Here is a 22,468-nt window from a genome sequence, read left to right on the forward strand (position 1 = left end):
TCACTCCGCGGCCTGTGTCCGGCTGGGTGCGGTTTGCACAATTGCGCTGTGCGCTGCCTGTTTGGCCTGAACCGCCCGCGCATCGGCAGCATCCAGACGAGCCTTCACGCCCGCCGCAAGCACTGTGACATTCGGCACCAATACCATGCTGTCATGATCCCCTGGTACTTCGACAACCTCGACCTTTGGCGCCCATCGGGTCCAGTCGTTGTCCTCAAAGACATACTCACGCTCGGCGCTGACCCAATTGCCGCCGGTGACCTGCCACTTGCGGTCAAGGGGCGGGCGGAACAGGGTCATCGGCCCGTTCCAGTTCCGCAAGGTGTAAGCTTCAACCGCAGCACGGAAAGCGCGTTCGATCCGGCGGTTGTTGAATTCGGGCAAGTCGCTGTTGTCGACGGGTTCGGCCCGGCGCTTCTGGACTTCCCAGGCAATACGGTTTTTTGCCCAGTCCAGCAGGAAGCGGGGTCCCTGTTTTCGCAATTCGGCCAGCTTGATCAGGGCCTTGTCAGCCGGTTTAAGCGCGGGGCGGACAGGGAGAGGGGTGTCCAGGAGGATCAGGGCTGCGGTTTCCTGACCATCGATTTCCAGTTGCTGAGCCATTTCGTAGGCGGTGATGCCACCACCCGAAAACCCGCCCAGCAGGTAGGGGCCTTCGGGTTGGAGCTGATGGATTTCCGCCAGGCAGCTGCGGGCCGCGTCTTCGACCCGGTCATGCGGGGCGTCGTCGCCGACAAGCCCCTTGGCCTGCAGACCGTAGACCGGTCGATCCCGACCGACCAGCAACGCCAGATGGCGCAGGTTCAAAACGTTGCCGAACATGCCCGCGACCAGAAAGAAGGGGCGCCGACCGGTGCCGTCACCGGGGTGCAGCTGCACGAGGTGGGTATACTGCGGCTGCTCTGTGGCGTCTTGCGGGCTGTCGCCCGGCTCCGCGGCAATGCCTCCGCCGCGGCGCGCGATGATGCGGTCTGACAGCGCGGCGACGCTCGGGGCCTCGAACAGGACCGACAAGGGGAACTCCACGTCGAACTGGCGTTTCACCTGGGCGAACAATCGAACCGCAATCAGCGAGTGGCCGCCGAGATCGAAGAAACTGTCCTCGATTCCGACCTCCGAAACCCCCAGGAGTGAGGCAAACAGGTCCGCCAGCTTCTGTTCCACCGGGTTGCGCGGGGCGATGTAATCGGTCTCAAGCTGGGGGCGCTCAAAGCTTTGTGCGTCTTGAGACGGGAGCGGAGCCGGGCGATCCGCTTGCGCAATCAGTGCAGGCAGCTCCAGCGAGGAGACCACCACTTGCGGCAGGTCCGCGGAAATGGCGCAGCCCAGTGCACGTTCTAGGGCCTCGCCGCCTTCTTCGGCACGAATGCCATTCTCGATGTTGAGATGGAGGCGGCGCTCCTCTGCCGAGAGAGGCGTTGCATCACGTACCGGCGAAAGTTTCAGCTGCTCGGCTGTGGCATCAGGTTTGGTGCTTGCGGCTGTCGCTTCAAAGCCGCCGACCAAACGTTGGATGCGAAAGCCCTCAACCTCCACCAGCACGTTGCCATCGGGATCCGTCAGCGTGATGTCAAATGCGGCAGCGCCGTCTCCGGGCGCGTCGTGGAGCCGCGCGTGGCTGTAGACATCATGGCCGAGGGCAGCATGCACGCGAATCCGCTTGTAGGAGACGGGGACCCACAAGGCGTTTGCGCGGTAGCCGGGGATCAGGTCCATTGCCCAGCCGGTCGCCAGATCCAGCAGTGCAGGATGCAGCAGCATGTTGTCGTCTTGCGCGACTTCAGGCAGCCGCAACCGGGCGAGCCCTTCCCCCGCACCCAGCGCGGCGGATTGCAGCACATGCCAGCGAGGCCCGAAGCGAAGATGCCGTTCCTGCGGGGAGCGCAGACGACCGTCTTGCGGGCTCTGCACGTGAGGGCAGCGGGACAGGATGTCTGAAATATCGAGCGCGACGGGGCGTTCTGCCGCCGTCGCAAAGGCCAGCATTGCCTGACTGTTTAGATGGTAACCACCTGAACAGGCAGAGTAAACAAACAGTTCATAACCATTTTCATTAGCTTCGAGCTTAATCAATGTTTGCTTTGGCTGCTCGTCTGCGACCACCAGGGGACGCAGGAAGTACAGATCGCGGATTTCAAATGCTTCGCCAGTTTCCAGCGCCCGCATGACCTCGGCGGCGATCTCCACGTGACCCGTTCCGGGCAGGAGTGCTGTGCCCGCGGCAGTGCGGTGGTCGTTCAAAATCCAATGACCGGTGTCGAAGGTGGGCAGGAAGACCCGGTTGCCGTTGCTGTCAAACCCCTGCTGTTGCAGAAGCGGTTGCGCACAGGGGACAGGTTGGGCGGCTTCGGGCTCGGCGTTCCGTGTCTTGAGTGCTGCTGCGGCCATGCCCGTGTCAGCCCAGACGCCCCAGTCGATGGCGACGACACGGGTCCGCCCGTTGGCGCGGTGGCGTGCCCAGGCGTTGAGGTATTCGTTGGCGGCAATGTAATCCACTTGCCCTGCCGGCCGGGTTGCGGTGGAGGAGGATGAAAACAGCAGCATGAGGTCCAGGCTGCCGTCCGGAAAGACCGTGTCCAACGCCCGCAAGCCGCTGACCTTCGGGGCTAGCACACTTGCGATGCTGTCTTCATCCTTGGCCAGCAGCGGAGCGTCCTCGATGACGCCAGCGGCGTGAATGACGCCGGTTAGCGGGCCGTTCTCGGCCTCTGCCGCCTGTCGCGCGGCCTCAAGTTCCCCGCTGTTGCATACGTCAGCGGCCAGTGGCAGCACCGGGTTCCCGTTCTTCGCCTCCAGATCCATCACCGCGCGAACGCGTCTTGCCGTGCGGTTGGCCGGGCTATGGCTGGCGAGGTAGCGATTCCAGCTGTCGCGGGGCGGCAAGCCGTCGCGCGAGATCAAGGTGACCTTGGCGCCGTATGTTTGCATCAGGTGGGCTGCAATCGTCAGGCCGATGCCGCCATACCCGCCGGTGATCAGGTAGTGTCCACCGGATTTGAACGGGGGCACAGACGGGGCCGTCAGCGACTGCGGACGCCAGCTCAACTCCAGACGTTTGTCACCGCGCCATGCGACGGTGGCATTGGCCGGTGTGGCCATGAGTTCTTCCAGCAGGCGGTCGGCGAGGTTGGCCTTGGCTGGCTTGCGCCGCTTCAAACGGTCTGACAGCCCCATGGTGCGCGGCAGCAGCTCGATGTCCACGCTGGCGCAGCTCACCCCGGGCAGCTCCCGCGGGATCACTCCGAGCGGGCCTGCGATCATTGCCTTTTCCGGGTAAAGCAACGGTTCACCACGGACTTGCGCGGCCCCGGTCGTGAAGACGGTGAGGTGCACGGGAGCGGGCAAATCGATGTTGCCCAGTTCCTGCGCCAGGGCGGTCAGGCCGTGGAACCCCATTTCCAGGTTGCGATCAAAGAACGACGAGCCGGGACGGTAAGTCTCGGCTTCGGTGACCAACCAGAAATGGGCAATTCGGTCGGGTAACAGACCTTCGGCAGCCAGATCGCCCAGCAGCGCGCCATAGGCCACGCGGCCTTGCTCGGGCGGCAATACAAACAGATCGGGGGCCAGCCTGGCGTAGGTATCGCCCGCCCGCACCCGCGTCACGGTGTGACCGGCGGCGGACAGGCGGGCGCCCACCGCCGCGGCCTGACCGCAGTCATCTTCGAAAATGAGCCAGTTGTGGAGTTCTTCGTTCAGCTCCCGTTCGACATCAAGCGCGCAGTCTGCCAGCCGGGGACGCCAAGCCGGGCGGTACCCCCAATTGGACAGGTCGTCGTGCCGCTTTGGGGCCGGGTCCTCGCTGGTTGCCGGTTGACCCGGCTCGATGAAATAGCGCCGCCGTTGGAAGGCGTAGGTGGGTAGCGGCAACCGGTTGCGCCGGGCTTCGCCCCATATCTGTTCCCAGTCGGCCTCGACCCCGCAAGCCCAGAGGCGACCGATGACGCCAAAGAAATAGGCATCATCCATGACCTGTTGCGCCGGGTGGCGCAGCGAGCTGAGTACCTGGCCTTGCTTGACCTCCGGCGCCATCTGCGCCAGCGCGCTCAACGCCTTGCCGGGGCCAACCTCGAGAAACACACGGCCGGGCGTCTTGGCGAGCTGGGTGATGCAATCACCAAAGCGCACCGTGTTGCGCAGCTGGTCGACCCAGTAGTCGGCGCTCATGGCCTGCTCTGCGGTCAGCTCCGCACCGGTGCGGTTGGAGATCACCGGCAGCTGCGGTGCGGAGAGGGTAAGCCCCCGCAGGAAGTTACCATAGGTCTCCAGAATGCCGTCCAGCATGCGCGAGTGGGCGGCGATATCGATGGCGATGCGCTGATGTTCGATCTCTCGGGCCACCAGTTCGGCGGCCAGCCTGTCGAGCGCCGCCTGTGGGCCGGACACAGCGGTGAGGGCAGGGGCGTTGACGCTTGCGATGTCCAACTCGTCCCCGATCAGGGCTTCCACCTCGACCAGCGGTAGCGCGATCGACAGCATGCCGCCCTTTGGCACCGTATCGAACAACCGTCCGCGCAGAAGCACCAGGTCGATGCAGTCTTCAAAGGAGATGACGCCCGCCAGACAGGCCGCGGTATTCTCCCCCATGGAATGTCCGACCAATGCCGCGGGCCGAACACCCCAGCTGATCCACAGCTGTGCCAATGCGTATTCGACGAGCATGATCAACGGCAGCTGGACGGAGGGCTGCTGCAGACGCGCATTTGCAGCCTCTTCGCCACCCTCTTCGGGTAGCCAGATAGCGCGGATGTCATAGTCGAGCTGCTTTTGCAGGTGGTCCAGCCCCCGGTCCATCCATTCAGCGAAAACCGGCTCCGTCTCGTAAAGGTCGCGAGCCATCCCGGCATATTGCGCGCCGCCACCGGGAAACATGAAGACCACTTGCGGGGCATCGCCCAGTCGGTCATGCGTGAACACCTTGCGCGGATCGTTTTCGCGCAGCAGGCGCGCGGCCTCAGCCGGGGTTTCGGCCACCAGCACCCGCCGTTTTGCAAAACCTCGACGACCTTGTTTCAGCGTGAAGGCGACATCTGCCAGGTCCGCTTCGGGGTGGGCCTCCAGATAGTCCGCCAAGGCCACCGTATTTGCCTCCAGTGCTGCCTTGGACTGGCCTGAAACGCAGAGGATCTGAAACGGAAAATCACTCTCCTCCGACGGCAACCGCTCGGGGGCTTCCTCCAGGATGACATGGGCGTTGGTGCCGCCGACGCCCAGGGAGTTCACCCCGGCGCGCCTTGGCCCCTTGTGGGAGGTCCAGGGGCTTAGGCTGGCATTCACCTTGAAAGGCGAGTTCTCGAAATCAATCGCCGGGTTCGGTGCCTCATATCCCAGCGAAGGCGGGATCTCCTTGTGGTGCAGCGCTAGGGCTGTCTTGGTCAGGCTGGCCACGCCTGCGGCGGTATCGAGGTGGCCGATGTTGGTCTTGACCGAACCGATCCGGCAGTACCCGCGCGCCTCGGTGGAGGCCCGGAATGCTTCGGTCAGTGCCGTGACCTCGATCGGGTCGCCCAGATAGGTGCCGGTGCCGTGGCATTCGACGTAATCAATGGTCTCCGCCGGGGTATTTGCTGCCTGCAACGCGTTGCGAACCGCGGCAGCTTGCCCGCCGACCGAAGGTGCCAGGTAGCCGGCCTTGTCCGAGCCGTCATTGTTGATGGCCGATCCCTTGATGACGGCCCAGATGTGGTCGCCGTCGGCAATGGCATCTTCGAGCCGCCGCAGAGCCACAATCCCGGCTCCGGAGCCAAAGACCGTACCTTGCGCGCGATGATCGAAGGCGTGGCAATGACCGTCCGGGCTGAGGATTTCGTTCTCTTTGTAGACGTAGCCGCGGCCATGGGGCAGTTCGATGGTGACACCGCCCGCCAACGCCATGTCGCAGTCGCCTTCTCGCAGGGCCTTGCAGGCGTAATGCACGGCCACCAGCGAGGTGGAGCAGGCGGTCTGAACGTTGACTGACGGGCCTTTCAGATCGAACACATGGCTGACGCGGGTGGTCAGGAAATCCTTGTCGTTGCCCGTATGACGGAGCAGAAACATGCCAACGTCATCGACCAGGTCGGGGTTCGAGCAGATGTTGAAGTAGAAATAGCTGCCCATTCCACAGCCGGCATAGACGCCGATCGGGCCGGAGATGGTTTCAGGCGGATGGCCTGCGTTTTCCATGGCGCCCCAGGCCACCTCAAGGAACTTTCGATGCTGAGGGTCGAGGATGGCTGCTTCCCTGGGGCTGAAGCCAAAGAACTCGGCGTCGAACTCGTCAAACCCCTTCAGCCGTGCCGCGGCGGGTACGTAATTCGGATCTGCCAGGGTTGCAGGGCGCTCTCCATTGGCAAGCAGGGTTTCGCGGTCCAGCTGCTCGATCGCTTCCAGGCCGTCGCGCAAGTTTTGCCAGAACACGTCCGCGCTTGGTGCACCGGGCACGTCCACTGAAAGGCCGACTATCGCAATATCACCGGCCGCGGCGCCTGCGGCTGCTGATTTTCTATCCAATATCGTCACTATCTGCCCCTACGGCCTTACAAAAACTTGCGTGGCGACCCGCTGCCCCACCGCTTTCCGGTTTGAATGGCAGCCCGTCGCGCGGGTCAATCCGACGTGCCAGCCTCAGCCGGTCGCTGGGTCAGCTGCGTGCGGCAGTTTCCCCATCCGCGTCACGGGAGAGACCGGTTCCACGTCACCTTCGTCAATCCATCGGGCCAGCCTATGGTGGCATTGTGTCTTTTCCGCGAGAATAGCGGTAAGAATAGGGCATCATATCACGCTGCGTTTCGTTGGGGCACTGGTTTCACTCGACATCGCCTGGATGCCACCGAACAAGGCGGGTCTTTCGCGGAACAGGCCCGGATAGATCAACCGTTCCGCGTAGCCCAGCACCGCGCCCGCGCACATCCAGGTGACCGGTATCAACGTCGCGTTCAACAGCATGTCCACCAGCGTGGCCGCCAGGATCAGGGCGATCGGTGCCGCATAGGGCGAAAAGCTTTGCACGGACGTCTTGCGTGCGGCCCAGGCCAGCAAAACCAGCGGCAATGCCAAAAGGCCCATTTCGGCAATGTATCCTAGCCAACCGAAGGTGCCGAAGACGATGATCCAGCGCCCATCTGGAATGGACAGGATCTCGCCGCTCTCCTCGTGGAGGATCAGGTTGCGGCCCCAGCCGCCCCAGCCGAACCATGGCTTTTCCGCCGCACGCGCCAGCAGCTGTGCCTCATTGTCGAAGCGGAAGCCCAGGGAATGGGCCCGGTCAACGCTGATGGTTTCGAAATAGGCCACGACGTCATCGGTGGGTATCAGTCCGGCGTTGCGCAGCATCGGGTAGATCACCGCGATCAACCCGAGTACCAGCGCCATCCGTAGCTGCCAGCGCAGCGGCGCAAAGGCCACCACCGGCGTGAAGACGAGCCCGTAGGCCAGTGACGCGAGGCTCTTGCAGCCGATGAGCAGCAGAAACAGGTAGCCGCAGACCAGCCCCAGTCGCCAGCGGCGCTCTGCGGTGGCGGTGCGGGCCAGTGCGGCGGCGGCCATCAGCGCGGTGGCGACAAAGAAGGCCAGCCACAGCGCATGCGGCAGAAAGACAATCGGGCGGTAGCCGCCCATTCGGATCATCTGGCTGAAATCATGCTGGAAAAAGCCGTAGACCCAGACGTTTGTCTGCGGGCTGAAGCGGATCTCGAACAAGGCCGGGATGGAGTAGGCCAGCGCGCCCAACACCAGCGCCAGCAACAGGTCTCGATGGGCCTCCGGTGTGGACAGGTAACGCCGAGCGATCAGGAACGGCATCAACACGATCACCTGATTGATCATCACGGATCCAACGTCGCGCCAGCGCAGGCCCGGCAATTGATGGTTGAGAATCAGAATCGGGTCGGCATTGGCGATCTTGTGAAACAGCATCGGCTCACCGTTGGTGAGCACCGTGGGAATGACGCCGAAGACAAACAGCAAGACCAGCACCAGCGCTGCCGGGTGGCGCGGCAAAAGCGGCACGGGCCGACGCAGCATGAAGGTGCAGAGCCCGAAGGCCATGATCGACGGAATCGCGAATTTGTCCATGTCCGGGACCAGCGGCAGGTCAAACTCGGCCACGGGGGGCAGCAGCAGGTAGCCGGCGATGATGCACCACAGGATCGCCCGCTCCAGCGGCAGACGCCGGAACAGAACCAGGCTGACCAGCGGCCAGGCCAGCAGCATCATGTAGGCCACAGCATTGGGCACCGTCGGTCTTGCCCTCCTTGACGAACGCGGTTCCGTTACGCGGTCGAATGTAACCGCTGCGATCCGGGGTGTCGCGGGGATTTCGACCATCCGGTAAATGGTTTGCAGGAATGCAACGGGTCTGGCCGGGACCGAAGGCGGGGGGCTGGTCCGAACGGCACCACGCGGCTAAGACGAAGTCATATTATCTGCGAGGGATACCGTGTATTTCGAATTCGACGGGCGCCGTGTTGCGGTCAATATCCCGGACCGTAGCGGTCTCGAGACCGAGATCCGTGCCCGGTTTGCTGCGGGGCACGGGTTCGCGCTCGCGACGATCAATCTCGATCACATCGTCAAACTGGCTGCAGATCCGCGGTTTCTGGCGGCCTACCAGGCACAGGATCTGGTGGTGGCGGACGGGCGCCCGATCGTCTGGATGTCGCGACTGGCGCGGCGCCCGGTCGAGCTGATGCCGGGCTCCGACATGGTGCTTCCCCTGTGCCGCCTCGCGGCTGAGAGTGGCGCCAAAGTTGCGCTGGTGGGCAGCACCGAAGCTGCTTTGCATGATGCCGAAGCGGCGTTGATCGCGGCGGTGCCGGGGCTGGATATTGCCTGGTGTCAGGCCCCCTCGGCGCCTTTCGACCCCGAGGGGGCAGAGGCTGACCAGATCCTGCATCGGCTGGCCGAAACTGGCGTGCAGTTGTGTTTTCTGGCGTTGGGCGCCCCGCGGCAAGAGCAACTGGCCAGCCGTGGCCGCAGAATGGCTCCGGGGGTGGGATTTGCCTCGGTCGGTGCCGGGCTTGATTTCCTTGGAGGACATCAAAAACGCGCGCCAGCCTGGGTGCGCAGCATTGCGATGGAATGGCTTTGGCGTGCCTTGTCCAATCCGGTTCGACTGCTGCCGCGCTATGGAAAATGCCTCGCGATCCTGCCGCGCCAAGTGCTGCATGCCGCGTCGCTTGGCCGTCAAGAACGCCCCTGACAGGGCCTGGTCAGCTCGCGATAGGCCGCTCTATTTGTACTCCAGAATCGTCCGCGACCGACCTCTGCGGTGGTTCAGGTGATATTCCAGTACCCCAACGGCCTCGGGGAACTTTCCCAGCAGGGTAAAAGCCCCCCGTTCCCAGCCCATACGTCGCACCAATCTCAGGAGCTGGGCCGGGTAGATCAAGGCCAGCAGCAAAACCCAGACACTGAAGGCCGCGCCAATCAAGATGGCCACGGGCAAAATGGCGCCCCAGATCAGGGCCCGGCGGGTCTCTGTCACCCAATGTCGTTCCGGGCTGGCCCCATGCAACGCCGCCCCTTCGGCAAAGGCATGGCCTGCACGGCGGCTGCGTTGCCACCACTGGCCGAAACGAAGCATCCGGGCGTCATGGCGGGTCATTTCTGCATCCAGTCGCCAGATTTCCCATCCCGCGCGTCTCAGGCGCAGGCACAGCTCGGGTTCCTCTCCGGCAATCAGCTCGTCGCGATAGCCGCCAGCATCGCGCAGTGCCGTCAAGCGCATCAGCGCATCGCCGCCACAGGCCTTGGCTGGGCCAATTGGTGTGTCCCACTCGGCGTCGCACAAACGATTGTAGACAGAGGCGGAGGGAAACTGCTCGCGCCGACGACCGCTGGCCACCGCCGCCTGTGGGTTGGCTTCCATGAAGGCATGGGCGGTCGCGATCCACCCCTCAACCACCTCGCAATCGCCATCGGTGAATTGCACGTATTCCGTCCCGGTCGCGACTGCGGCCAACCCGGCGTTGCGGGCCCGGGCCGCGGTAAAGGGGCGGGACGTGTCCAGCTCGACGACTTCGGCCCCCAGATTGCGCGCAGCTTCGACCGAGCCGTCACAGGAGCCGCTGTCGACATAGATGATCTGTCGCACCTGTCTCGTCAGCGACCGCAAACAGCGGATTAGCCGCTCGCCCTCATTGCGACCGATCACGACTGCAGCCGTTTCGGCAGCGGCGGCAGCAGGGGTAGGGGGCGGCGGTTGGGTCACAGGGGCGGTCCATTCGTGGCGCAATCAGGCAGGCTCAAACTGCCGCCTTCGTGCGACCACTGCAAGCGGGGCGTGCATGCTCAATTGCTTTTGCGCCATCTTTGCTTCAGGCTGTGTAAACAACAGGAGAACAAGGGGATTACCGCGCATGGGAGCTGAACTGACGGTTCTGGCGGGCGATGTCGGAGGGAGCCGGACACGCTTGGCGCTGGCGGCACCCGGCGTTGGTGTGACGGCGTTGCAGAGTTTCTCCAATGACAGTTTTGCCAGCTTGGAGGACGTGCTGCGCGCCTATTGCGCCCAGCCAGGATTGCCGCCTCTTGCAGGGGCCTGCCTTGCCGTGGCCGGACCAGTTCGTGACGGCCATTTTGAACTTAGCAATCGCAATTGGTCGGGCCGGGCAGAGGAACTCGCCGCGGTGCTGGGTTTGCAGCCGGGTGCCAAGGCGCAGATCATCAATGACCTCGCGGCGCTGGGCCATGCACTGCAGGTGCTGATCCCGGGGCAGTTGGCCAGCCTTCGGCCAGGTCGGCAAAGCGGCGCACAAGCGCTGGTGGCGGGGATCGGCACCGGTTTCAATGTCGCGGCTTCCTGTGGAGAGGAAACACTGGAGGCCGAATTGGGCCATGCTGCCTTGCCGCAGCCCTTGGTGCACCGGCTGGAACAGCGTCTGAAGCGGGCGCCGACCGAATTCTGCAGCGTCGAGAGCTTGTTCTCGGGGCATGGCCTGGTGCGGTTCCACCAGGCCCTGAGCGGCAGTGCCGCAAGCAGTGCCGAGGGGATATCCGCCGCCTATCTGGCAGATCCCCACAGCAGCGAGGCGCGCACGATCGGCGAGTGGGCGCAATTGCTGGGGCTGTTGGCGCGGGAGATGACCGCACTCTACATGCCGGGGCAGGGGATGTTCTTTGCGGGCAGCGTTGCGCGCGGCATTCTCAACACGCCTGCGCGGGATCTGTTCCTGTCCAGCTATACCGAGCCCGGTGGCAAGCTGGGGCAGATATGCGGCGACACGCCCCTGTGGTTGATAAAGGATGACGCTGCAGGGGTCAGTGGCGCGGCCCGGGTGGCCCTGAGAGCGGCCGCCGCCGAAGATGCGCTTTCTCACCCGGTGGGCGGCGAGGCCCAAGAGCAGACTTAACGGGTCCCGACCCTTGATTGACGGGGCCGCAGCGGCGGCCCCGTCCACAAAAGCCTGACGCTAGTAATCGCGTTTGAAAAACAGGCCGATACCGGTTTCCCCCTCGCTGTCCACCGTACCCTTGGCGGTCAAGCTGTCGGTCACGTCCAAGTTGATGCTCAACTCGCTGTCTCCGCGGGTGTTGACGTTGAAGTCGGTATAGACATTTTCAGCCACATAACCGCCCAGCCCCAATTGTCCGCTGCCCAGGTTGTCGACCCCGATATCCACGTCATCGGCACCGGTGGACTGGCGTAATTGGGCCTGGGTGCCGCCGCCGCGACCGCTGAGGGTCAGCGCGGATGTTGCCAGTCGCGCCAGCGCCAGCGGGGAGATGTCCTTGAGATTGTCGCCAAACAGCAACAAGGCCAGGGCTTCTTCGCTGGGGCGTGGCGGGTCGGAGGTTACCTTGATTTCCGGCGCATCGACGCGGCCGGAAATTTTCAGCGTTGCGGTGCCCTCTTCCGTGGCCGTGGAGGAGCTGAACTCCAGGTAGGGACGCAAATCTCCCAACAGGGTAATTCGCCCTTCGTCCAGCTGGAGTCGGCGGCCGACAATGTCGAAGGTGCCGCGGATCAGGCTGATCTGGCCTGAGGGCGCCAGCCGCGCTGTGCTGCCGCGCAGGTGGATCTGGCCGCCAAGCTCGGCCCGCAGGCCGCGCCCCCGGGCAAAGATCCGCGAGGGCGCGCTGATGATGACGTCCAGATCGGTACGCCCTGACCCGCTGCCGCTGGCGCTGCTTTGCCCGGTCAGCCCCGCACGCGCCAAGGTCTGGCGGACGGCCGCAGGCGTGTTGATGTTGCGGATCGGCGGGATCGGTGCCGCAGAGACAGTGCCGCCAGCCGTATTGAGGTTGATGTTGGTCTCGCCCACGTCGATGCGCCCGCTGACCCGGTTGCGGCCGGCCATCTCTCCGGCAAAGCTCAGTCGACCGTTCAGCAGCGTCTCATAGGACAGGTGATCGGTGACGGTCACGTCATCAATGGAAATCTGAAGCGCCCCATCAAACGGTGGCGTCAGGTTGACCGGGCCGCTGATCGTGACCGTGCCACCATCGCGGGGGCGGGCGGACATCTGCAGGTGCGCACGGGTGTCCCCCAACGAGACTGTCGCCCGAATGTCGTCTATTCTCTGGGCTGCGGACGGCACCGCAAGGGAGGCTCCCGGAACGGAGATCGTGCCGCGCAGAGCGTCCAGGGAGGGGGCACCTTTCAGCGCCAGATTGAAACTTGCTGCGCCACGCAGCAGGTTGGGCGTGATGAACGGGTTGACCCCCTCCAGGCGAAGGGTGCCGTTTGCGGCAAGATCAGCAGTGCCCTCCGCCTCGTTCCAGCTCCCGGCCAGTCGGCTATCAACCCCGGCAGGCCCCTTGGCGGTGGCGTCGATCTTCCAGGTGCCATCACGCCGGGTGGCAGACCCTTTGGCTGTCAGCTGCCCCGGCAGCTCCGGGATAAACCTTTGCAGCTGGGCCAGGACCGCGTCAAATCGCAAATCGGTGCTGCCGCTGCTCTCGGCAAAGCGGGCATCGATCTTCGCATCAAGGCCGGCTGGCCCGGTAGCGGTTCCACTGATTTCCCATTCGCCGGCTGTGCGTTTCGCTTGGCCCTCGGCGGCCAGTTTGCCTGCCAGCTGCGGCACAAACCGCTCCAATTCCTCCAGGGCTGCGGCAAAGCTGAAATCTGCCGCGCCTGCCAGAGTCACCGACCCGTCCAGCTGGGCTGAGCTGTTCTGGGGGCCGCTGAGTTCGGCGGTGCCGCTGAAAACATCATCCTGCCGCGTGACGCCTGCCGTCAGCTTCAGCCGGCCGGGCAGCTGCGGAGCAAGGATTTCCACGCGTTTCAGTTCCGCATCAAGGTCCAGCCGACCGCGTTCGCTGGTCAGCATGCCGGAGGCGTTCGCGGCGAGGTTGATGCCCTCCAGCGTGAAGCGGTCAATGCTGAGCCCCGCGGCATCCCGGGCGGCTTTCACCGTCAGGCTGGTGGTCCCTTGCAGCAGCTCGTCCAACTGGGAAATGCCTGCGGCAAGGTCCTCGCCAGTCAGCTCCACCGCGCCAGAGAATGCGCCCGACAGCGGCGTAAAGCTGCCCTCCACGCTGCCTTGCAATGCCCCCCTGAGGGGGCGGCCGACAAGGGCGGAGAACCGCGCCAGTTCCGTCGCTTCCGCAGTCAGGTCCGCAGTCAAATTCAACCCGCTTTCCAGCCCGTCCAGAAACAGGTGCCCGGCTGCCCGATAGTCGCTGCCGCGCAGCTCCATGTCGGTGATGCGCAGCGCGCCTGGCCCCTCGGTGGTGAGCGTCGCATCAAGGCGTATGTCGGTGCCGGTTGCCTCCGCAAGGGCGGGTTGCCGTGGCTCAAGCCCGGCCACGACGGCGGAAAGACGTCCTTGCAGGGCGAACTCGCGACTTTGGTCCAAGGTCCCGCTGCCGGTGATCTTTGCCGTGTCGATCAGCGCGCCTGGATGGCTCAGTTGATTCAGCAAGCCATCAAGTGTCCAGTTGCCGACAGTTGTCTTGCGCAGATGCAGGTCAGCCGCGGCCAGTGTGGTGCGCGCACCGGGAACGGGCAGGGTGACTGCAGCCTGCCCCTCGGGTGGTGTGATTGCAGCCTTGAGATTGGCAGTGTCCAGCACGCCCCCGGCCGTCAGGGATGCAGCGCCGGTCAGTTGCAGGGCGGCGGTCCGCAAGGCCAGCGTGTCCAGCTTGACTGCGCCGTCAGCACTGCGCGTGCCGCGAACGTTTAGGCGCAGACCAGGGCCAAAGAACGGGCGATGAATGGGGGCCAGAAGCGCATCGATGTCGCCGCCCAGATCGGCCGAGAAGGCAAGCGGGCGCGGCGCGTGTGCCGCTGCATCTTCGGGCAGTGGCGGCGCCGTCATGACCACCTCGCCTGCCAGCCGCTCGCGCCCGTTTGTGCTCAGCCCAATGGTCGCGGCAAAATCGGTAACCGGACCGCTGCCCTGTGCCAGCAGCTGAATTGACGGGTGTCCAGGGAGATCCAGACTGGCTCCGATCCATCCACCGGGCGCCTCATCCAGCTCAAGGTCCAGGGTGATCTGGCGCGTTTCGTTTGTGTAGCCCGCCTGCAAACGCAGATGGTCGCCGGGCCTGTCCAGCCGGTCGGCCTCCAGTTTGGTGTCCAGTGTGCCATCTGCCAGCCGCAGCGAGCCGTCGACCGAGAATACGGCCGCGACGCCAGCGAGCTTCTCGCCCAATTCGATATGCTGGGCAGCAATCTGATCCAGCTCGATCGCAACGGGCAGTTCCGGCAACGCAAACGGGGTGGCTTCCGGTGCGGGGAGGTCCGGATCGGGGGGCAGCGGTTCCGGGGGGCGCTCGATTGCAATTCGTCCGGCGCTCAGCTGGTTTACGGAAAACCGCCCCCGCAGCAATTCCAGCCGGTTCCAGTCCAGTTCCGCATCTTCGATCGTCAGCCAGATGCCGCTTTCGTCGGCAATGGTGATCCGTTCGATGCTGGCCTTGGAGGAGAAGGCCCCCTGCAACCCGGTTACGCTGATGTAGCGGCTGTCGCCGGACAGCGTGTCTTCGAGGAAGTCCACCAGTAGCCCACCGCTTTCGGCGGCGCTGTCCTGTGCGGTAGCGGGAGGTGTCGCGGGGGCGCCCAGAGCCAGGCAAAGTCCGAGTGAGAGGCCGATAAACTGTCTCAAAACGCCTGTCCTATTCCTATGTAGACCTGCACGCCGTCCTCTGAACCTCCGTCAACCGGGTAGGCGACGTCGAGGCGGATCGGTCCGATTCCGGCCACATCGTAGCGCAGTCCGACACCGGCGCCGGCATGGCGCGCGGCAGACCCGGATACGAAGCTGTCCTCGCCGACAAAACCGGCGTCGTAGAAGCCAACCAGCGAGATCTTGTCGCTGACCTTGCCGCGGATCTCCGCGGACAGCGCCATGAAGCTGCGCCCGCCGGAAATGCCGCCATTCACGGGCACGCCGAGGGATTGATATTCGTGACCGCGCACGCTGCCTGCGCCGCCCGAGTAAAACAGCAAGGTAGGGGAAATTTCATTCAGCGAAGGGCCAACGACCGATCCCAGCTGCAGGCGTCCGGCCAGCACGATACGGTCCTCGGCCCCCAAGCCCCGATAGGCGCGGCCATCGGCCTTCATCTGCAGGCCGGATTTGCTGCCATCGAAGCCCAGGAATGGTGTCGCGCTGGCTTGCAGGTAATAGCCGCTGGTGGGGTTCACCCGGCTGTCGCGGCCATCATAGTTGGCGCGCAACAGGGCAGCCAGGTACTTGAACCGCCGCTTGCCATAAATATCCTCGGCCAGGATCGATGTCGCGCCAAGTGCCGCCTCGGCATAGAACTGTTCGGAGTACGTGCGCCGGGCCCCGATCGCGCCCAGCATGCGGGTCGCAGTGTAATGTTCTTCGTCGAGGTGCTCAGCCTCGGCCAGATAAAAGATGCTGTCATCCGGTCCCAATTTTGCGGGCTGATCAAGCCGAACTGCCAGGCGTCCATCCAGATCATTGCTGCTGCCGATACCGCTGAGCCGTGCTTCCACGCGGAGTTTTTCCGCGCCTCCGAACAGGTTGCGGTGCATCCAGCTGCCCGACACTTCGATCCCGTCAGAGGAACTGATCTCGACGCCGAAGGTCAACCGGCGCGGGGGCAGGTCCTCGACCTCGGCGATAAAGTCCAGGGTGCCGTCGGGGTTGGGATGCTCCGCCTCGCGCAGAACCACACTGGAAAACGTGCCAGTCCGGCGTAGCCGGGTCGCAGATTTGGCGACAAGATCCGGATGAAAGGTTTCGCTGGTTGGGAAACCCGCGATACGGCGCAGCGCGTCTTCCCGCACGGCGGTCTGGCCGGTGAGGCGGAGTTTCCCGAACCGCAGCCGGGGACCCGGTGTCAGTCGCAGGCGTGCATTCAGTCGGGCTTTCGCATGGTCGGCAGTGATGTCCTGTCCGCTGATCGCGGCCTTGGCGTGCCCATTGCGTCGCCAGGCCCGGACGCCGGCGCTCGCCGCATCCCGGATCGCGCCGGTGCTGGCAGGGTGGCCGGGGGCGTAGGTCGGCGGGATGTCGATTTCGCTCTGAGCCGGGAACGGCGTGAGTTCGGCGACGCCAAAGCGAAATTGCGGCCCTGGTTGCACAGTGATTTCAATATGCTCGATGGTTCGCGGCGGGTTCAGCGGCTGGATCGTCGCGGCCTCGCGGCCATCCAGGCGAATGTTCACCACCGGAGAGAAATGTCCGGCATCGTAAAGAACCTGAACCAGCGTGCGATAGTCCGACAGCGCCGCGGCCAACACCTCTTGAACACCGGTTTGCGGTCCCACGGCGACAGACGCAGAGGCTGCCTCGAGCCGCGCCTGCAGATCGGCCGGTGCACCAGGGGCCGACAGCCGTGCGTCGGCAGCCTGCGCGGCGGTCGGTGCCAGCGGCAGAAGGGCCAGAGCGAGAGCGCGCATCAGGGCGCGCGGACGAAAGGAAAATTGCATGTCTGCTCCCGTGGGCGGGATTGAAAACGGGGTTCGTCGCCCAGCCAGAATGGCCGTGGGGCAGCGTGAGCCTAGCACGGGAATTTCTCGGGGGAAAACCGCCAATCCGGGCAAGTCGGCGGCAAATGTTCCCGCCCGGCGTGAAGCCGAGGAAGAGCGGTGCAGGCAACCGTAAAATCGTGCGTCATTGTGGTGCGTCAGAAAGGAATTCGTTTGAAATCGGCGTGGAGATTGCCATATTCAATCCAGCCCCGGCAGTTGTCCCTGCCGGAGCTGTCACTCGTTACCAATAGCACTCTGAAACTGGAAATTTGGTGCAATCGTCAGGCTCAGCCACCACTCACACAGCCAAGCCTGAAGCGGATGATACCACGCAGAACATTGCTGTCTAGAAAATTCTCGGATTGATAATGTTTGCGTGGTGTCGTCTAATTCGCGCCGAAAGGCCGCGTGTCACGAGGAGGTTGGTTTGGACAGGCTGAAGTCAATTTTCGAATTGCGTAACATGCTCTACGAGATGGAGCAGGATATCGGTCTGGAAAAGCTCAGCCGCGTGGAACGAGACGTCTTGCTTGCGGCCCACGCCTTGACGGGCAAACCGGGCACAGCCGTTCAATCCGATCAGATCCGCAGCCACAGGCTGGTGCGGGGCGTGACACAGGCGACCTTTTACCGGACCTTGAAGTCCCTTCTGGAAATGGGGCTGCTGGAGCGCGCAGGCGACAGCAAGGCGCGTCATTACGTCGTGCGGTTCTCGGCTGGCGGCGATGTCGCGCGGTAGTTTCCTGCTACCGGGGCGGGCCAGTTCCGCCCTCCGGGATGGGTCCTGAGGGGCCGCTTTATCAACCACTCCGCATATGCGGCGTTCGCGCGAGACTTGGCGACAGACGCCGCGAGAAAGTCACCGTCGGCCTGTTTTCGGCGGAAAACCGCCATTGCGTGTGTTCGGGGGGCTGGCTAGTGCTTAGGTATGCGTCATCTCCTGACAGTCTTCTCCGGCGGTCTAAGCCATGCCATCATTGCCGCGGCCTATATTGTTTGCCACGGGTTGACCGCCATGGTGGTGACGCCGGTGCAGAACATGTTCCTGCCAGAAATCACTATTTTCGCCAGTCTCGCCTATCTGCCGCATGGGGTACGTGTGCTCGCGATCTGGTTGTTCGGGTGGCGCGCTTGTCTGTCGCTTGCGGTGGGAACATTGGTGGCCGACGCGATGTTCACCTCCGCCAACATACGTGAGATGCTGGAGCCGTTGCTGCTCAAATCCGTTGCCGTCGGAGTGCTGTCCTCGCTTGCGGCCTTCGAGCTGCTCCGGCTGAGTGGTCGTAACTTTTACTCCGGTCAGGCGCGCCGCATGTCCTGGGCTGGGGTTCTGACGGTCGGGGCGCTGGCATCGTTGCTGAACTCACTCGGACAATCGATGGTTTTTTCCGGTGTCATCTTTCCCGACGACCAACTGACCGTTCTGACCGTCTATGCGGTCGGCGACATGATTGGGCTCATGCTCTGTATGTTCGGATTGATGCTGATCTTCCGCTGGATGCGCTTGCGGCAGGAGACGTTGCGGGATCGCGATCGCTGATGGCTGCCTGCTGGGTCAGGCGGCCATCAGCCGCGCGACATCCAGCATGCGCGCCGAAAATCCCCACTCATTGTCATACCAGCCGAATACTCGCAGCTGACGGTCGCCTGCCATGCGCGTTTCCGGCCCGGCGATCACCAGGGATTCCGGTCTTGCGCGCAGGTCGGAGGAAACCAGCGGCATGTCGGTCCAGCCCAGCACCGCAGAGGCCGCCGCGGCTTCGTGGAGCTGCTCGACGGTGATCGGTGCCTTCAACTGCGCGACAAGGTCGACGGCGGACACGCTGGCGGTTGGCACCCGCACGGCGGCCCCGCTGATGCGTCCTTTCAGATGTGGCAGTACCTCGTCGATCAGATGCATCGCCGAGGTCGTGGTCGGCACCATCGATTGCGCGCCGCCGCGGGAGCGCGCAAAATCCCCCCGGGGCGCGTCGACCATGGGCTGCGAGTTGGTATAGCAGTGGATCGTCGTCATATGCGCGGTATCGATGCCGCTGATCTGGTCCAGCAGCTTCACCAGGGGGGTCAGCGCATTGGTGGTGCAGGATGCGTTGGACACGATCCGCGCCTCGCCGAGTGTCTCGTCGTTGGCGCCGAGCACAACGGTCGTTTCCGCCGCCGGGGAGGGGCCGGAGATCAGCACTTTACCCGCCCCCGCTTTCAGTCCGCGTTCGGCGACGTCCGATGTTCTTGCAATGCCTGTGCATTCCAGCACGAGGTCGACGCCGCTCAGATCCACTTCGGTCAGATCCGCGGCGTGGCTTACGGGGATTGAGTGGCCCATAACGTGGAGCGCCTTGTTGCCGTGTTCGACCGGTGCGGCGAAGGGGCCAAAGGTGCTGTCGTATTGAAACAGGTAGGCGCACATGTCCAACGGCGCGATGTCGTTGATGCGCACCACCTCGATGTCATCTCCGCGCGATGTGGTCAGAATCTGGCGCAGGATGGCGCGGCCAATGCGGCCGAATCCGTTGATTGCAAGTTTCATGCGCAATCTATGGCAGGCGCGCCGGTGCCGCTCAATCCGGTGTGGCAGGAAAATGGTCACATTTTCCAAGAGGATGTTTCTGCGAATCTCAACGGATCGGCTGAACCGGCAAAGACGGGGTTATTTCCGGCAAATGAGCTGCCCGTAATAGGTGCCGGAGATCGAGCGCAGCAAACTGTCGAGGTTCACGCTGCACCCGGTTGCCGCCCGCATGGCGCGCACCGCCTGTCGCGCGCTCAGCACCGCCGGTGGGCGAAAGGGCTGATGCTCGAGGTTCATCCGCGTGGCGCTGACATGATGCGGGCGGTCGCCCGCCCAGGCCACCAGCCAGGTGCGCCCCAGGACCTCGACCTGGGTGCCGACCTGCTCTGCCATTGCCGAGGCCGGGACCGGGGCAGAGCAGAAACCCGCGGCCAAAATCATCTGCTTCATCATGGAAAGGCTCCTGCGGTAACTCATCGATGATGAGCCTAGCAGGACGCCATCAGGTTGCATAGCGATGTGCAGGGGAGGGCGAGGGGGGCTACGCCGGGTTGTCGCCGACCCTTCTGGCGCTACAGGTGATCTACCGCTTCTGCCTGACGCAGCTCCGCCGCGCAGAGTTGCAGGCCGCGCAGCAGCCGTTCGGTGTCTGCCTCGGGATTCTGTCCCCGTGGCGCGGAGCTGCCGACCACGATCGGGGTGCGGTCGGGGCGCGAGACGGGCACCGCGTAGCCGATGATGCCGGCCTCGAATTCGCTGTCGGTAACGCAGTAGCCCTGCTCGTGTGCCGTCTCCACCCGTTGCAGGATTGCATCCGCACAGGTGAGCGACTGGCTGGTGTGGCCGGGAATATCGGTGGCTGCCAACGTGGCCGCGGCTTCTTCGACGGAAAGGCCGGCCAGCAGCATGCGCCCGAGACTGGTATGGGCCAGCGGAATGTGCGACCCGGCCGTAAACCCGTAGGTGATATGACCGTGATCGACGGTCGATTGCGCCAGCACCAGGACGCGGCCCTGGTCCAGCATCGCCAGGGTAACCTCGACTTCCATCTGTCGCGCGTGGCGGTTCAGAACGGGCTGCACCCGCCGTCCGAATTGATTGGCCTGCAGGAAGCCACCCGCAAGCGCCAGCACGCGGGGGGTCAGGGACAGCATCCGCCCATCCTGGCGCAGGTAGCCCGCCTGCACCAGGGTCAGGGCTCCGCGCCGGGCAGTGGCCCGGTCCTGTCCACTGCGCCGGGCGATTTCGGCAAGGGTCATGCTGGGGGTTTGGGCGTCGAAAACCGCCAGAACCGCCAGGCCCTTGGCAAAGCTCGAAGAAATGTTCCTGTCCTGATCTATCACTGCCATTCGTCGTTCGGGCCTGTTTTGTTCGTAATTGGCCTGGCCTGTCGCCAGTGCTCGTCATGTTGTGCGAATGTTCAGCACCATGTGCGTTGGGCGCACGCTGTCAAGGCGTAAATCGCGACGCTGCTTTGCCTTTGCGCTGTCGGAATGGGCAATCGCGGCCGTGCAACTGGACGTCCGGCCCATTTTTGTTACAGTCTGCCGCTGCTTGGGTCCGCATCGGACGCACCTCGGGTCACACCGAACCGGGCAGATTTGCAGTTGAGACAAAAGACCACGAGGCGGCCGATGGCGCATGATTTCACTTCCGGCAAACTGGCGCGTCTGGGGCTGTTCGACGAAGAGACCTGCCGACAGGCGAGGGAAGTTGCGGCGCGGGTGCAAGCCGACGGGGTCGAGACCGTGCGAGTGCTCTTTGCCGATCAGCATGGCATCCTGCGTGGCAAGACGGTCATGGCCGATGGCATCGACAGCTTGTTTCAGCGCGGCATCAATGTGCCTGCAACGCTATTGCTGAAGGATACGTCACACCGCGCCGCCTTTGCGGTCTGGGAGGAAAACAGCGGGCTGAGCGGGCCAATGCAGGGTGCCGGGGACGTGTTGTTGGTGCCACGCCCCGAAACCTATCGGGTGCTGCCCTGGTCGGGGCATTCGGCCTGGATTTTCTGCGACCCGGTCTATCAGGATGGCAGCCCGATCGCCTTTGCCTCCGGCGCGGTGCTGCAACGCGCGGTGGACCGTCTGGCGGCACAGGGCATGGCCGTCACCTTCGGGTTGGAGGTGGAGTTTCATATCTTTGAGCTGGCGGATCGTGCCGACCGCCATGCCGAGGCGACCCATCCCGGCGCTCCGGTTCAGACCCGCAACCTGACCCAAGGCTACCAGTATCTTACCGAAACCCGCTACGGCGAGGTCGAGCGCGTTCTGGACCTGCTGCGGCGCAATGCGCAGAAACTTGGTTTGCCCGTGCGCTCGGTCGAGATCGAAATGGGGCCGAGCCAAGTGGAATTCACCTTTGCCCCGGATGGCGCAATGGCCCAGGCCGATGCCATGGTGATGCTGCGCACCATGGCCAAGGAGGTCTGCGCCAGAGAGGGGTTGCATGCCAGCTTCATGGCCAAGCCGCGCCTGCACAATTCCATGGCCAATGGCTGGCACGTGCACCAGTCGCTGCATGACTTGGCGACGGGGCGCAATCTGTTCGTGCCCGAGGCCCCCGGCATGCTCAGCCCTCATGCCAGCGGATGGATGGCCGGGTTGCTGAAATACGCTTCGGAGACGTCCCTCCTGGTGGCGCCCACGGTCAACAGCTACAAGCGCTATCTGCCCTATCAACTGGCCCCCAACCGGATCAGCTGGGGGGTGGACAACCGCGGCGCGATGCTGCGTGCGCTGATGGCGCCGGGAGAGGCGGACAGCCGGGTTGAAAACCGCGCCCCTGACAGTTCGGCCAACCCTTATTACGCGCTAACCGCCCAAATCATCGCCGGCGCCGCGGGACTCGCCGAAAGCCTCGAGGCGCCGCGTCCCACCACCTCGCCCTATTGCGAGGATGCCGCGCGGATGCCGCGGTCGCTGGGGCAGGCCTTGAGCGGGTTCAAGCAGTCGAAACTGTGCCGTGATGCGCTGGGCAAGGAGGTGACGGCCTACCTTCTGCAACTGAAGAAGTTCGAATGGGAACGCTACCTCGATACCGTCAGCGAATGGGAGCAGGCCGAGTATTTCAACCTGTTCTGA

Annotated in this window: 13 protein-coding genes; 5 read left to right on the forward strand and 8 right to left on the reverse strand. The window is 63.9% G+C overall.

The window, feature by feature from the left end:
• Both AB9K35_RS10510 and AB9K35_RS10515 read right to left on the reverse strand, forming a co-directional pair.
• Positions 1–6,492 carry a beta-ketoacyl synthase N-terminal-like domain-containing protein gene (locus tag AB9K35_RS10510; RefSeq protein ID WP_369926123.1) on the reverse strand — a complete coding sequence of 2,164 codons (6,492 nt, stop codon included), beginning with the start codon at positions 6,490–6,492 and terminating at the stop codon, positions 1–3.
• A 261-nt stretch (positions 6,493–6,753) separates the two neighbouring features.
• Complete coding sequence (locus AB9K35_RS10515; protein ID WP_369925919.1) at positions 6,754–8,217, reverse strand: hypothetical protein; 1,464 nt, start codon at positions 8,215–8,217, stop codon at positions 6,754–6,756.
• 202 nt (positions 8,218–8,419) lie between these two features.
• Between AB9K35_RS10515 and AB9K35_RS10520 the strand changes: the two genes are divergently transcribed.
• Positions 8,420–9,181: a WecB/TagA/CpsF family glycosyltransferase gene (locus AB9K35_RS10520; protein ID WP_369925921.1), complete on the forward strand. Its 762-nt coding sequence runs from the start codon at positions 8,420–8,422 to the stop codon at positions 9,179–9,181.
• Positions 9,182–9,211: 30 nt separating this feature from the next.
• On the opposite strand, the gene AB9K35_RS10525 is transcribed toward AB9K35_RS10520, so the two are convergent.
• Complete coding sequence (locus AB9K35_RS10525) at positions 9,212–10,192, reverse strand: glycosyltransferase family 2 protein (RefSeq protein ID WP_369925923.1); 981 nt, start codon at positions 10,190–10,192, stop codon at positions 9,212–9,214.
• A gap of 148 nt (positions 10,193–10,340) precedes the next feature.
• On the opposite strand from AB9K35_RS10525, the gene AB9K35_RS10530 reads away from it, so the two are divergent.
• Positions 10,341–11,333: a glucokinase gene (locus AB9K35_RS10530; RefSeq protein ID WP_369925925.1), complete on the forward strand. Its 993-nt coding sequence runs from the start codon at positions 10,341–10,343 to the stop codon at positions 11,331–11,333.
• Positions 11,334–11,393: 60 nt separating this feature from the next.
• Here AB9K35_RS10530 and AB9K35_RS10535 read toward each other — a convergent pair whose 3' ends face one another.
• Positions 11,394–15,035, reverse strand: coding sequence for a translocation/assembly module TamB domain-containing protein (locus AB9K35_RS10535; protein WP_369925928.1), 3,642 nt, complete (start codon positions 15,033–15,035; stop codon positions 11,394–11,396).
• Positions 15,032–16,834, reverse strand: a complete 1,803-nt coding sequence (locus tag AB9K35_RS10540) for a BamA/TamA family outer membrane protein (RefSeq protein WP_222455383.1) — start codon at positions 16,832–16,834, stop codon at positions 15,032–15,034. Before AB9K35_RS10540 ends, AB9K35_RS10535 begins: the two co-directional genes overlap by 4 nt.
• 469 nt (positions 16,835–17,303) lie before the next feature.
• Here AB9K35_RS10540 and AB9K35_RS10545 point away from each other — a divergent pair, with 469 nt between their 5' ends.
• Both AB9K35_RS10545 and AB9K35_RS10550 read left to right on the forward strand, forming a co-directional pair.
• Positions 17,304–17,615 (forward strand): hypothetical protein, encoded by a 312-nt coding sequence (locus AB9K35_RS10545; protein ID WP_222455382.1) that lies wholly within the window; start codon positions 17,304–17,306, stop codon positions 17,613–17,615.
• Positions 17,616–17,804: 189 nt separating this feature from the next.
• A complete protein-coding gene (locus tag AB9K35_RS10550; protein WP_369925930.1) occupies positions 17,805–18,416 on the forward strand; it encodes a hypothetical protein in 612 nt (203 codons plus the stop codon).
• 15 nt (positions 18,417–18,431) lie between these two features.
• Here the strand turns inward: AB9K35_RS10550 and AB9K35_RS10555 are convergent, their stop codons facing one another.
• The 3 genes from AB9K35_RS10555 to AB9K35_RS10565 form a co-directional block, all read right to left on the reverse strand.
• Positions 18,432–19,403, reverse strand: a complete 972-nt coding sequence (locus AB9K35_RS10555) for a type I glyceraldehyde-3-phosphate dehydrogenase (protein WP_369925932.1) — start codon at positions 19,401–19,403, stop codon at positions 18,432–18,434.
• A 120-nt stretch (positions 19,404–19,523) separates the two neighbouring features.
• Entirely contained in the window at positions 19,524–19,838 is a 315-nt protein-coding gene (locus AB9K35_RS10560; RefSeq protein WP_369925934.1) for a hypothetical protein, read from the reverse strand.
• Positions 19,839–19,957: 119 nt separating this feature from the next.
• Positions 19,958–20,734 (reverse strand): IclR family transcriptional regulator, encoded by a 777-nt coding sequence (locus AB9K35_RS10565; RefSeq protein WP_369925935.1) that lies wholly within the window; start codon positions 20,732–20,734, stop codon positions 19,958–19,960.
• A 285-nt stretch (positions 20,735–21,019) separates the two neighbouring features.
• On the opposite strand from AB9K35_RS10565, the gene AB9K35_RS10570 reads away from it, so the two are divergent.
• The gene (locus AB9K35_RS10570) at positions 21,020–22,468 is read left to right on the forward strand and encodes a glutamine synthetase family protein (protein ID WP_369925937.1); all 1,449 of its coding nucleotides are present in this window, start codon (positions 21,020–21,022) and stop codon (positions 22,466–22,468) included.

Origin of the sequence: Leisingera sp. XS_AS12 (assembly GCF_041224635.1) — a bacterium.
Taxonomy (GTDB): Bacteria; Pseudomonadota; Alphaproteobacteria; order Rhodobacterales; family Rhodobacteraceae; genus Leisingera.

Bases quoted from the DNA above. Each gene is read 5' to 3' on its own strand.
- AB9K35_RS10530 (WP_369925925.1), top strand. From the start codon at position 10,341: ATGGGAGCTGAACTGACGGTTCTGGCGGGCGATGTCGGAGGGAGCCGG.
- AB9K35_RS10540 (WP_222455383.1), bottom strand. From the start codon at position 16,834: ATGCAATTTTCCTTTCGTCCGCGCGCCCTGATGCGCGCTCTCGCTCTG.
- AB9K35_RS10550 (WP_369925930.1), top strand. From the start codon at position 17,805: ATGCGTCATCTCCTGACAGTCTTCTCCGGCGGTCTAAGCCATGCCATC.
- AB9K35_RS10555 (WP_369925932.1), bottom strand. From the start codon at position 19,403: ATGAAACTTGCAATCAACGGATTCGGCCGCATTGGCCGCGCCATCCTG.
- AB9K35_RS10560 (WP_369925934.1), bottom strand. From the start codon at position 19,838: ATGATGAAGCAGATGATTTTGGCCGCGGGTTTCTGCTCTGCCCCGGTC.
- AB9K35_RS10565 (WP_369925935.1), bottom strand. From the start codon at position 20,734: ATGGCAGTGATAGATCAGGACAGGAACATTTCTTCGAGCTTTGCCAAG.
- AB9K35_RS10570 (WP_369925937.1), top strand. From the start codon at position 21,020: ATGGCGCATGATTTCACTTCCGGCAAACTGGCGCGTCTGGGGCTGTTC.